Origin of the sequence: Streptomyces sp. NPDC047085 (genome assembly GCF_040643735.1) — a bacterium.
Taxonomy (GTDB): Bacteria; Actinomycetota; Actinomycetes; order Streptomycetales; family Streptomycetaceae; genus Streptomyces.
In genome coordinates, this window is sequence record NZ_JBEYUW010000020.1 from 80,766 (window position 1) to 92,368 (window position 11,603).

11 protein-coding genes are annotated in these 11,603 nt (G+C 71.4%); 3 read left to right on the forward strand and 8 right to left on the reverse strand.

What is annotated here, in order from left to right; genetic code table 11:
- Positions 1–2 precede the first annotated feature (2 nt).
- Genes ABZ865_RS40105 through ABZ865_RS40125 form a run of 5 tightly spaced genes read right to left on the reverse strand, consistent with a single transcriptional unit; the run spans position 3 to position 4,697 of the window.
- Entirely contained in the window at positions 3–812 is an 810-nt protein-coding gene (locus tag ABZ865_RS40105; protein WP_361241831.1) for an ABC transporter ATP-binding protein, read from the reverse strand.
- Complete coding sequence (locus ABZ865_RS40110; protein ID WP_361241834.1) at positions 809–1,540, reverse strand: ABC transporter ATP-binding protein; 732 nt, start codon at positions 1,538–1,540, stop codon at positions 809–811. Before ABZ865_RS40110 ends, ABZ865_RS40105 begins: the two co-directional genes overlap by 4 nt.
- The gene (locus ABZ865_RS40115; RefSeq protein WP_361241837.1) at positions 1,537–2,559 is read right to left on the reverse strand and encodes a branched-chain amino acid ABC transporter permease; all 1,023 of its coding nucleotides are present in this window, start codon (positions 2,557–2,559) and stop codon (positions 1,537–1,539) included. The genes ABZ865_RS40110 and ABZ865_RS40115 overlap by 4 nt, the downstream gene beginning before the upstream one ends.
- Positions 2,556–3,431: a branched-chain amino acid ABC transporter permease gene (locus tag ABZ865_RS40120; protein ID WP_361241839.1), complete on the reverse strand. Its 876-nt coding sequence runs from the start codon at positions 3,429–3,431 to the stop codon at positions 2,556–2,558. Before ABZ865_RS40120 ends, ABZ865_RS40115 begins: the two co-directional genes overlap by 4 nt.
- A 6-nt stretch (positions 3,432–3,437) precedes the next feature.
- A complete protein-coding gene (locus ABZ865_RS40125) occupies positions 3,438–4,697 on the reverse strand; it encodes an amino acid ABC transporter substrate-binding protein (protein ID WP_361241842.1) in 1,260 nt (419 codons plus the stop codon).
- Positions 4,698–4,919: 222 nt separating this feature from the next.
- On the opposite strand from ABZ865_RS40125, the gene ABZ865_RS40130 reads away from it, so the two are divergent.
- Complete coding sequence (locus tag ABZ865_RS40130) at positions 4,920–5,942, forward strand: LacI family DNA-binding transcriptional regulator (protein ID WP_361241845.1); 1,023 nt, start codon at positions 4,920–4,922, stop codon at positions 5,940–5,942.
- A gap of 55 nt (positions 5,943–5,997) precedes the next feature.
- Here ABZ865_RS40130 and ABZ865_RS40135 read toward each other — a convergent pair whose 3' ends face one another.
- Positions 5,998–6,456 (reverse strand): hypothetical protein, encoded by a 459-nt coding sequence (locus ABZ865_RS40135; protein WP_361241848.1) that lies wholly within the window; start codon positions 6,454–6,456, stop codon positions 5,998–6,000.
- A gap of 342 nt (positions 6,457–6,798) precedes the next feature.
- Here ABZ865_RS40135 and ABZ865_RS40140 point away from each other — a divergent pair, with 342 nt between their 5' ends.
- Entirely contained in the window at positions 6,799–7,779 is a 981-nt protein-coding gene (locus ABZ865_RS40140) for a DUF5937 family protein (RefSeq protein WP_361241850.1), read from the forward strand.
- 61 nt (positions 7,780–7,840) lie between these two features.
- Here ABZ865_RS40140 and ABZ865_RS40145 read toward each other — a convergent pair whose 3' ends face one another.
- Entirely contained in the window at positions 7,841–8,488 is a 648-nt protein-coding gene (locus tag ABZ865_RS40145) for an NAD(P)-binding domain-containing protein (protein WP_361241865.1), read from the reverse strand.
- A 79-nt stretch (positions 8,489–8,567) separates the two neighbouring features.
- Between ABZ865_RS40145 and ABZ865_RS40150 the strand changes: the two genes are divergently transcribed.
- Positions 8,568–8,939, forward strand: a complete 372-nt coding sequence (locus ABZ865_RS40150) for a helix-turn-helix domain-containing protein (protein WP_361241853.1) — start codon at positions 8,568–8,570, stop codon at positions 8,937–8,939.
- Positions 8,940–8,991: 52 nt separating this feature from the next.
- Here the strand turns inward: ABZ865_RS40150 and ABZ865_RS40155 are convergent, their stop codons facing one another.
- Positions 8,992–11,238, reverse strand: a complete 2,247-nt coding sequence (locus ABZ865_RS40155; RefSeq protein ID WP_361241856.1) for an FUSC family protein — start codon at positions 11,236–11,238, stop codon at positions 8,992–8,994.
- Positions 11,239–11,603: the final 365 nt, after the last annotated feature.

Sequence of the window (11,603 nt, forward strand, 5' to 3'; positions counted from 1 at the left end):
AGTCAGTCCTGTCGGGTGTGGTCGCCGGCGGGCGACGGGAGGGTGGAGGCGAGGGGTGCGGAGGGCCTGGCTCCGGCCCCGAGGTACAGCCGGCCGACCTCCGGATCGGAGAGCAGGTCGCCGCCGCTGCCCGTCAGGGCGACCCGGCCGCCCTCGAGGACGACGCCGGTGTGCGAGACGGCCAGGCCTGAGCGGGCGTTCTGCTCGACCAGGAGGACGGAACGTCCGGCGGCCGCGAGGTCCGCGACGCTGCGGAAGACGGCGGTCCGGGACTTGGGGTCGAGCCCGATGGAGGGCTCGTCCAGAAGGATGAGGACAGGGTCGAGCATCAGGGTCCGCGCGATCTCGACGGTCTTCTGCTCGCCGCCGGACAGGGAGCCGGCGTGGGCGCCCGCCCGGTCGGCCACCAGCGGGAAGGAGGCGGCGATGTGCTCCCAGCGCTCGGCGACCAGCTTGCGGTCGCGCAGGACGTAGCCGCCCATCTCGACGTTCTCCCGCACGGTCATCGCCGGGAAGAGGCTGCGGTCCTGCGGCACGTGGACGATGCCACGCAGGAGCCGTTCGCGGGCGCTGAGCCGCGAGATGTCCTCGCCCTGGAAGGTGACGGTGCCGGCGGCCGGCTTGAGCAGACCGGAAATCGTCTTCAGAGTCGTCGACTTGCCCGAGCCATTGGGCCCGATGAGGCAGGTGACCTCTCCGGCGGTGACCGTCAGGTCGACGCCCCGCAGGATCAGGCCCGCGCCGTATCCGGCGGTGACACCCTCCAGGGTCAGCAGCGGCTTCGCGGGCTCGGAGGTGGTGTGGGTCATCATTCCCCCAGGTAGGCGTCGAGCACCCGGGGATCGGCCTGGATGTCAGCCGGTACCCCGGCCGCGATGGGCCGACCGCGGTCGAGGACGACGACCGGGTCGCACAGCCGCATCACCAGCGGCATGTCGTGCTCGACGATCAGGAAGGTCACTCCCTGCTCGTTCCTGCTGCGCACATGGCGCTCCATCGTCTCGATCATCACCGGGTTGACCCCCGCGGTGGGTTCGTCGAGCAGCACCAGCCGTGGATCCGCCATCAGCACCGCGGCGAACTCGCACAACTTGCGCTGCCCGTAGGAGAGTTCGGCCGCATTCAGGTCGGCCTTCGGGGACAGCCCGAAGTCGTCCAGCAGTTCGTCGGCGCGGGCCCGGTCGGTCCGGGCGGCGCGCCGGGCGAGCAGAGTGGTCCAGCGGAGCCCTGCGGCGGCGATCAGGTTCTCCCGTACGCTGAGCGAGCCGAAGATCCGGGCCTGCTGGAACGTACGGGTGAGTCCGCGGCGGTGGAGCACCGCCGGGTCGGGACGCCGGTGGGTCGTGCCCGCGAACCGGATCGAGCCGGAGTCGGCGGACAGATAGCCGGTGATCATGTTGAACGCGGTCGTCTTCCCGGACCCGTTGGGACCGATGAGCGCCGTCACCGAGCCTTCCTCGACGTCGAACGAGCAGTCGTCCACCGCCCGCACCCCGCCGAAGGACTTGGTCAGTCCGCGCACTTCGAGCAGTGCCGTCATCGCCGGTTCACCCGCTTCCCGAGCCGGTCCGCGAGCGAGGGAAGGATGCCCCGGGGCAGGACGAGCATCACGACGAGGAACAGGGCCGCGTATCCCACCAGGTGCAGCGAGTTGGCGCCGAGCCGGTAGGCGAGGTACTGCTGCGCGGGGACGACGAGGAACGCCCCGAGCACCGGTCCCCACAGCGTCCCCCGCCCGCCCAGGTACACCATGAGCACCATGCCGATGGTCACCAGCGGGTCCACCGCGAACGGCGGGTAGACGAAGGACACGTAGTACGCCCAGACCGCGCCCACGGCACCGGTGAGGCCGACCGACAGCGCGAACGCCGCCAGCTTGGCGACGGCCGTGGGGGCCCCGATGCCGCGGGCCTTGTCCTCGTCGTCGCGGACGGTCGCCAGGATCAGCCCGAGCCGGGAGCGCATGACGAGGGCGGTCAGCGCGACGGCGACGGCGAGCAGGGCCACCAGCACGTAGTAAAAGGGGAAGGCGAAGTAGGCGGCACCGAAAGGGGCCGGGCCGATCCCGATGCCCTGTGCGCCCCCGGTGAGTCCGCGGGCGTTGAACGCGAGCGTCTGGACGACGAAGACCAGGGTGATCGTGACGATCGCGAAGGTCGCGGCCCTGGTGCGCATGGCGATCCAGGCGACCGGCAGCCCCACCAGTGCCGTACCGACGGCCACAGCCGGCAGGGCGAGGAAGGGCTCCCAGCCGGAGACGGGCGGGTGGTGGTGGAACCAGATCGCCTCGCCGTAGGCGCCGATGCCGAAGAACGCGGCGTGGCCGAGCGAGGGGTAGCCGGCCAGGCCGCCGACCAGGTTCCACGCGCTCGCCATCGTGGCGTACATGAGCGTGAAGATCAGCAGGTTGACGATCCATGGCTGGCCCACCGTCCAGGGCGCGGCCAGCAGTGCGGCGAAGACGACGACCGGCACGGCGATGCGCCACAGCCTGGGATGGCGTACGAGTCCGGAGCGCGGGGTGGCGGTCACGGGCGTCGCGGAGAGGGTGGAGGTCACAGCGCCCCCCGAAGCCGTGTCCCGAACAGTCCCTGCGGCCGCAGCAGCAGGACGAGAAGCAGTGCCGTGAAGAAGGTGAATCCGGCCCACGACGGTGACCAGGTCGCGGCCACCACCGCCTCGGCCACGCCCATCAGCACCCCGGCCACGACGGCTCCGCCGAGGCTGCCGAGTCCGCCGAGCACGACGATCGCCAGGAGCCGCGCGATGAGGTCGTAGTGGCTGCCCGAGTTGAAGGGGTAGACGAGGCCGAACACCGCTCCGGCGGCGCCGGCGGTCGCCGTGCCCAGGCCGAAACCGAGCGCGGAGACGCGTTCGGGGTTGACGCCCAGCAGTCGGGCCGCGGTCGGGTTCTGCACGGTGGCCCGCACCGAGGCGCCGAAGCGGGTGCGGTGCAGCAGCAGCCACAGCCCGCCCAGGACGGCGAGGGACAGCCCGAAGGCCGCCAGCCGGGTCACCGGCAGCCGGTAGTCGCCCAGTTGCCAGGCGGCGTCGCGGTAGCCGGTGTTGATGGAGCGGAAGGTCGTCTTGTAGACCGAGGCGAGCACGCCTTCGACGGCCAGGGCGACGGCGAACATGACGAGCAGACTCAGCTCGCCTCCGCCGCTGCCGAGCGGCCGGAGGAACACCCACTGGACGGCGACCCCGAGCAGGAACATCACGGGGGTGACGATCAGGATGCCGAGGAACGGGTCGATCCCGGCCCAGGTGAACAGGGTGTACGACAGGTAGGCGCTGAGGACCACCAGCGCGCCCTGCGCCAGGTTGATCACCCGCATGATGCCGAAGACGAGGGTCTGGCCGCTCGCCATCAGGGCGTAGACACCGCCGGTGAGGATGCCCAGCAGGATCGCCTGGAGGAGGGTGTGCACGACCGCTCACTCCCCCCAGGCCGGTTTCGCGGTGACCGGCGCCGTGACCGCCACGTCGGCCGGGTACACCGGCGTCAACCGGTGCTTCTGCCACTGGACGAGGGTGTAGTGGCCCTTCGGCTCGCCGTTGGCGTCCCAGGACAGGTCGCCCACCGGAGTCCGCCATGTGCCGGAGTGCAGCGCGGAGATGAGGCTCTTGTTGTCGAGCTTCCCGGTCTTCTTCGCGACCTGTTCGATCAGCGTGCCGACCGAGTACGCCTCAGCGCTGGTGGTGTCGATGTCCGTCTCCTTGCCGCCGTACTTGGTGAGGTACGCCTTGACGAACGCGGAGGCGCCGGACTGCTGGGAGCCGGCGAACCAGTCGCCGGTGGTGAAGATGCCCTGGGTGTTGTCCGCGCCGACCTTGTCGGGGAACTCCACGGGGTTGTTGGCGCCGTTGGAGACGAACAGCCAGCGGGGGTTGAAGCCCAGCTGGATCATCGCCTTGACCTGGGCGTAGGCGTCCTCGGACTGCGTTCCGGAGACGAGCAGATCGGGCTTGGCGGAGGCAACCTTGGTGATCACCGGGGTGAGGTCGGTGAGGTTGTCGGGGTAGGTCTGGGCGTACACGGTCTTGATGCCGGCCGCTTCCAGGCGCTTTCGGACGTTGTCGGCGAGCGGTGCGGCGAACGGGTCGTCAAGTGACGCGTACGCGGCGGTCTTCGGGCGCTCGGCGGGCGGCAGGGAGAGGAGGTAGTCGACGAAGATGTCGCCCTGTTTGACGATGGCGGCGGGCTGGACGAAGAACAGGTTGTCCAGGTGCTGGGCGAACACCTTCGGCCCGCCGCCTGCCGGTTCGAGGAAGGCGTAGCCGTAGCGCTTGGCCACCTGCGAGGCCGGGATGGTGAGCAGGCTGGAGTAGGGGCCGACGACCAGATCGACCTTGTCCTTGGTGATGAGGTTGGTGTAGTTCGTCGTGACCTGGTTCGGGTTGGACGTGTCGTCGACGATCTTGATGGCGACCTTGTGCCCGAGCACGCCGCCACGGGCGTTGACGTCGGACGCCCACAGGTCGTAGCCGCGCTTGGCGGCCTTGCCGGGATCGGCGAAGTCCCCCGTCAGGGAGAGCGAGACGCCGATCGTCAGTGTGTCCTTGCCGGGGCCGTCGCCCGCCCCCCGGGCCGGTCCTCCGGTCGCCGGCCCGCAGGCGGCCAGCGCCGTCGCGGTCGTGGCCGCCAGGGCCGCCAGGACCCCACGGTGGCGCCAGCGGGGTCCTATGACCGTCAATGACAATCGATTGTCTTGCATGGCGTGCCGTCCCTACACTCGAAAAGAGGGGAATTCTTGGCCATTCGGGCGATGCAGCAGTGCTCCGCATGGAGTCGCGTTGCGCCGCTGCGCAATCGGTTGCCGCGAAGTTAGGCTCGCCACCAGGGGGTGTCAAGGCGTCCGGCAGCCCTTGATGCAATCCATTGCCATCGCGTCGGCTCCCGGCATACGGTGGGGCCCGTGACGAGGTTGAGCGACGTGGCGCGAGCGGCCGGCGTCCACCCCGGCACGGCGTCGAGAGCCCTGAATCCCGACACCCGCCACCGGGTGTCGGCGGAGACGGCCAAACGGGTCCTGGCCGTGGCCGAAAGCCTGGGCTACCAGCCCAACTCCGTCGCGCGCGCCCTGCGTACCCGGCGTTCCCGGATGGTCGCGATCCTCATCCCCGACCTGACCAACCCCCTGTTCCCGCCCATCGTCAGAGGCGTGGAGGAGGCACTGGCCGTCGAGGGGTACTCGGCGCTGCTGGTCAGCACGGACAACGACGAGGACAAGGAAGCGCGGCTGTTCGCCGAGTTGCGCGGCCGCCAGTGCGACGGCTTCGTGGTCGCGACGGCGCGCCGCGAACACCCCCTGCTGGAGCGCGCGACGGCGGAGGGGGTGCCGATGGTGCTCGTCAACCGGGTCCTGGACGACCGGAGGATCCCGTCGGTCACGGCGGACGAGGCGGCCGGCGTCCATGCCGTCGTCCGGCACCTCACGGGTCTCGGCCACCGGTGTATCGCCCACCTCGCGGGCCCGCAGGAGCTGTCGACCGGACTGATCCGGCGCCGTGCCTTCCTCGACTCCTGCGAGCACGCCGGGCTGGACCCCCGGCACACCCCCGTCGTCGACGCCACCGGATTCAGCGAGGCCGCCGGTAGCGCGGCCATGGAGGAGCTCCTGACCGCGTACCGGGGTCCCGACCGCCCCACCGCCGTGTTCGCCGCGAACGACCTTCTGGCACTCGGAGCGCTGGACGCGCTGGCGGCGTCCGGCCTGCGGTGCCCCGACGACCTGTCCGTGGTGGGGTTCAACGACATGCCGTTCCTGACCCGGATGACCCCGCCCCTGACGACCGTGCACGTGCCCCAGCAGGAAATCGGCGCCGAGGCCGCACACATGCTGCTGAAGTGCATCGAACAGCCGGGACCTCGCCGGTCACTTCTGCTCGGCTGTGAACTGGTCGTACGGGCCTCGACCGGCCCGGCGCCGGGGGACTGACGTACCGCCTGTTCCCGGGCCTGCCCGGCCGCGCCCTCGTTCAGCCGCTGTGCCCTCAGTATCCGACCGGCCTGTCCACCTTCTGGTACGCGCCCCCTCCCGGGTACGTGTCGTCAGAGCTCTTGGCACGCCACAGGACGATCTCGACGCGCGTGTCGATGGGCAGGAGGTCGAACGAGTGCGGCTTGGTCGTCCACACCCCGTTGCACTCCGTGCCGACGTAGAAGGTCTCCAGGTTGGTGTACCGCGTCTTCGCGCAGTAGCCGTCGGTGGAGCTGTCGAGCAGTTGCGCCGAGACGGTCACCCACGAGCTGCCGTCGGTGAGGTCCTTGTACCAGGTGGTGGTGCAGTTGCGCAGCTTGGCGCGGACCACGCCGCCGGACGAGTAGCTCATGGGGTTGCAGGCGACCGTCTTCGAGATGACCCCGGTGCCCGCCGATGCGTGGGCGGGAGCCACCAGCAGGGCAACGCCCGCCGTGCTCACGACCGCCAGTCCTGCCATCCACTTCTTCATGACTCCTCCAGGAGCAGTCCGCGTCTCGACCGCGAGGCTCCGCTGCTCGCCCCGCCCCGCGCATCCGGCACTGCGCCGGACGCCCTTCAGGCTGTCGGGCCGGCGATGACGTAGCCATGACATTAGGTGAGGTCCGAAACTCCCTGGTCACGGTGACCGCGTCAGCCGTCGGTGGTGGACCACTCCATCTCCTCGGCCAGCCTGGCATCAGCCGTTGGTCGTAATTCGGCTGCGCCACGGCAACCAACGTGACTCCCCGGGCCGTCCAGTGAGCGGCACGAAGGATGACCCGTCGCGCATCCTCCTGCCGTTGGGGCCGACCACCGACGCGGGGGAAACACCATGCTGAGAGTGCATTTCACCCAGGACGATCTCCTGCGTCTGAAGGTCGCGGCCGGCCCGGACCCCCTGTGGGAAACGGTGCTCAGCGCCAACCTCCTGGGCACCGGACGGGGCGCGGCCGTGTTCGACCCCTGGCGTGATCAGGCCCGGTCCGTGCTGCACGGACTCCCGGCTGGGCCGACACGGCTGGTGCGCGCTGTCGCGCCGCCCAGGGGCGACTTTCCCGACTTCCTGACACCGCCCGAGGCCGGCATCGGGCTACGCGAGGGAATCGAGGCGGTGCTGACCACTCCCCGCCGACGGCTGAGGCGCGAACTCACCGTACTCAGCTCGCCCCCGTCGTGGCTGCGCCCCCTCGCCGAGGGACGGCCGGACGCACTGGCCGGCCTGGGGCGGGCACTGCACGCCTACTTCGATGCCGTCCTGGCCCCCTACTGGCCACGCGTACGCGCACAGATCGAGGCGGACCGGGCGGTACGAGCCCGTGCCCTGCTCGACGCGGGCAGCGAGGGGCTGCTGAACAGCCTCAGACCGACACTTCGCTGGCGCGCGCCCGTTCTTGAGGCGGACTATCCGGTCGACCGTGACGTGCGGCTGGACGGGCGGGGCCTGTTGCTGGTGCCCTCCGTGTTCTGCTGGCGTTCGCCGGTCACCCTGATCGACCCGCTGCTGCCGCCCGTCCTGGTCTACCCGGTTCGCCGCACCGCCGACTGGTGGAACCCGCAAGGCGGCCGCGACGGGCGCGCCGCGCTGTCCCACCTCGTCGGCAGGGGCCGCGCCGCCGTCCTGCGCGCGCTGGACGGCGGCTGTACGACCAGCGAGCTGGCCCGCCGGACCGGTATGGCCCTCCCCACCGCAAGTGAACATGCCTGCGTCCTCCGTGAGGCGGGCCTGCTCGTCTCCGTCCGGCAGCGCAACACCGTGGTCCACACCCTCACGCCACTCGGCGCCGACCTGCTCGCGGCCAACCCGCCGTGCTGAGCACACGGCATGCGCGGGCCCGTCCCGGCATTCCTGCATTTCTGCATTCCTGAGATCGCGGTCAGGAGAGATCGACCCCCGCGTACTCGAGAGGCGGAGCGATCGCCTGCGCGTCCGCGCCCTCGCCCACCCACAGGCCGATCAGGAGTGCCGCCGTCGCCTCCAGCAGGCCTGCCCGGTCGAGCCCTCCTCCGTTGACCGGCACGCAGCCGAGGTCGCGCACAAGACGTCGTACGGCTTCGAGAGCTGATGCGTCGTCACCGCAGAGCGGCACTGCCAGGGGGCGTCCGTCGAAGACGGGCGGTGTCCTGCGCCACACGCTCTCGTGACAGAGATTGAACGCCTTGACCACGGACGCGCCGGGCGCCGCGGCCGCGATGCGCTCGGCGGCCGCGGGCCCACCCCGGGTCTCGAGGACGAAGCCGGGCGCCAGCGGGTTGGTGCAGTCGACCAGCGTCCTTCCTCGTACAGCCTCGGCCAGGGCGGACACCACGCCGACCGCCGCCCCGTACGGCACGGCCAACAACACCGCGTCCCGGCCGTGTTCGGCCGCGTCCCGCGGAGTTCCGCTCCGTCCGCCGATCCGCTCGGCAAGCGCGGCCGCGCGGTCCACGTCCCGCCCGCCCACCAGCACGTCGTGGCCGGCCCCCGCCCACCGCGCGCCCAGCACACTCGCCATGGTTCCCGTACCGACGATCCCGATCCTCATCATGTCCAACCCCTCCGTGAACAAACTGCCGTTCGGCATCGGGACGACACTAGGAAACCGCTGGGGCACCATTTGGTAAGTGACCACTGACCACGTCTTCATCGCCGACTGCCAAGCCCGGCTCGCCTTCGATCTGTTCACCAACACCTGGAACCCGGTCGTGGTGTGGGCGTTGCGCGGGGGACCCTCGCGGCCCGGTGAACTGCGCGAGCGGATCGGCGGGATCAGCCCCAAAGTGCTCACCGAGACGTTGCGCCGGCTCGAGTTCAACGGGCTGGTGCGGCGCCACGCGCACGCCGGGTCCCCGCCGCGTGTGGAGTACGCCCTCACGGAGTTGGGGCGGTCACTGCTGGAGCCGATCGAGGCGTTCGGTGCCTGGGCCTTCGAGCACGGTTCAGACGTGATGGCGGCCCGGGCAGAGGCGGAGGAGCCCGGACACGGTCGCGGTTGACGCCGCCGTACGACTGGGCCCCGGCGTAGGAATTCGGCTGTCCCTCCGCTGGTCAGCGTGGGCCGACGCTGCCTTCGGCGGGCTTCGGTGCGGGTCCGCCGTGCGCGATGCGGGTGAGGTCGGTCAGGAGCGACTCCAGCCAGGACACGGTCGCGTAGTACCGCCTCGGCGCACCGGGCGGCTCCGTCGCGAATCCGGTGAAGGCCGGATCGATCAGCGGCAGCCATACATCCGGGGTGTCACCGCCGGGGTCGAGGGTCGCCGAGACCAGCAGCATCCGCCCGGCGACCCGCTCCCCCAGCCCGCCGGCCGACTCGGCGGCCGCCGGGCCCAGCACGGTCAGCGGCGGCTCCAGCAGCCGCGCGGACCCCCACAGGGTGTGATGCCCGGCCAGCAGGGTCGCCTGCCAGTCCACGTCGGGCAGCGCCGCTCTGCGCCCCCTGCCCCCGAAGGGCGTCGGCTCGCTCTGGAACTGCGCATACGCCGACTCCGCGAGAACGACCGCACGCTGCAGCGACCGGTGGCCGGGCACCCCCGGCGGCGCGGCCACCGCCGCGCCGCCCGCCACCGAGGCACTGGTCGCCACCACGATCTCCGCCGCCCTGCGCAAGAGTTCCGCCGTCGCGTAGCGCAGCTCGTCGTGGGCGCCGCGAGGCCAGGCCAGCAGGCCGATGACGGCGCCGATCGCACTGCCGATCAGCACGTCCAGCATCCTGATCTCCGCCAGCCGCCATGTCGGTGGCGCCAGCTGGGCGAAGACCAGCGCGACAACGATGGTGAACAGACCCTGCGCCCACCCGACGCCCCTGACCGGTCCGACCGTGAAGGCGAACAGCATCCATGCGGGCAGCAGGACGGCGTACACGGTGGTGTCGGTGCCCACGAGGATGAGCACGCCCGCGCTCACCAGGGCCCCGGCCAGCGTGCCTGTCAGCGCGCGGCGGATGGTGCTCCAGGTCTCGTCCATGGTGGTCCGGGTGAGGGTGAGCGTGGCCAGCATGGCCCAGAAGCCGTGGGGCAGCGTGTCCACCCCGGCCACGAGCCGTACCGCCGTCAGGGCGAGGGCCAACCGCACCGCGTTCTGGAAGAACACCGACCGGCGTCCGGCGTGGCCGCGCACCCGGTGCCACCACAGCGTCGGCGTGCTGCACGAGGCGTACCAGAAGCGACCGGGTGGCACCGCCGCTGTGCCGTGTCTGCCGCGCACCGCCAGTTCGGCCGCCGTGCCCATCGCCAGCGTGGCGTCGGCGATCTCCAGCACGGCGGCGTGCTGACGCAGTACGGCGGGCGGGAAGGCGGGCGCGAGCGTCGTCCCGGCGGACGGCAGGCCGGGCGCGGGCATGATCGCGACAGCCGGGGCGGAGACGGCGCGCTCGGCGGGAGCGGGGCCCGCCGACGCGGCGGACAGGTGCGCGCGTGCCGCGATCAGCTCCTCCCGCTGTGCTGTCGGAGGCGGCCCGTCCCGCAGGCAGGCGGCGGTCGCCGTGGCCAGGCGCGCTGCCGCCCGCAGTACTGCGGCCACGTCGGGGCCCGGACACCCGCCCGGCGCGGAGGGCAACTGCACCAGTCGGTTCAGCAGCGTACGTGTGGCGAGACCAGTGTGGGCGAGGGCGCGATCGCGCACCCCCGGGCCGGCCGGCCGCTCCGCCTCGGGCACGGTGCGCGAGCGCAGCGACTGGCTCGCCTGCTGCGCCGCCTGGCTGTCCGCGCGGGTCAGGGCGCAGGGGGGTGCGGCGAGCAGCGTCGCGCACCGCCCGGCGGTCTGGGCGGCGCGGGCGGCCCGTTCCCGGTACGGCAGCGGACGGGGCTCGGGGCAGAGCAGCGCCTCGGCGGCGGCGAGCAAGGCCACTCCGACGGTCGTCCCGATCAGTCGCTCGCCGAGCGAGCCGGGATCGTACGGCGGGAACGACGGCAGGATGTAGAGGAGTTGAAGGCCCGGCGCCGCTCCCGCCGGACGGGGTCCGCCCACAGCGGCGAAGGCCAGCGCGAAGCCGATCACCAGCATGCCGACGGCCGCACTCCACGTCCGCACCGACAGATAGGTGCCGACGGCCACCAGCACCGCGCACACCGGCAGCAGGCGCGACACCAGCGCGGCACGCTGCCGGCCGGTACCGGGGATCCTGGACAGTCCGCCCAGCGCCACTGCGGCGAACAGCGCGTAGGTCGCCGCGACGGGGCGGTCAAAGGCGTAGCGGAAGAGGTAGAAGCCGACTGCGGCGGCCAGCGTGACGCGCACCGCCCGGTGGCCCGAGGCGGCGTAGGCCTCCGGTATCCGACGCGCTGGGACACCCCACACCCCTACAGAGTCACCCAGTCCCGGAGGCGCGGCACCTTCTCACCGATGCCGGTACTCGCGTCACGCTCCGCAGGTCCCTCCGCAGGTCGGGCGAGCGGGCCCAAGGGGGCTTGAGGGGGCCTGGAGGGGTGACGCCGCGCACAGGACGCACATCACGTCCTACCCGGGATCGTAGAACCACACCGCCCCGAACAGCACACAATCAGCACAGACCGGGCCATATCGGGCATTACTCCGAAGACGGGTAGTACGTCACATCATTGCGCCCCACACCCGCCCCCGCTAACCATGTCTGTCGTCGCTAGGAGCCACCGCAGCGAACGGGCCGAACACCCTCGGCCCACCCGCTTGCGGACTCCAGCGCG

What these genes read in the sequence shown, in the direction of transcription:
- ABZ865_RS40105 (WP_361241831.1), bottom strand. Translation starts at nt 812, where the DNA reads ATGATGACCCACACCACCTCCGAGCCCGCGAAGCCGCTGCTGACCCTG.
- ABZ865_RS40135 (WP_361241848.1), bottom strand. Translation starts at nt 6,456, where the DNA reads ATGAAGAAGTGGATGGCAGGACTGGCGGTCGTGAGCACGGCGGGCGTT.
- ABZ865_RS40145 (WP_361241865.1), bottom strand. Translation starts at nt 8,488, where the DNA reads ATGAGGATCGGGATCGTCGGTACGGGAACCATGGCGAGTGTGCTGGGC.
- ABZ865_RS40140 (WP_361241850.1), top strand. Translation starts at nt 6,799, where the DNA reads ATGCTGAGAGTGCATTTCACCCAGGACGATCTCCTGCGTCTGAAGGTC.
- ABZ865_RS40110 (WP_361241834.1), bottom strand. Translation starts at nt 1,540, where the DNA reads ATGACGGCACTGCTCGAAGTGCGCGGACTGACCAAGTCCTTCGGCGGG.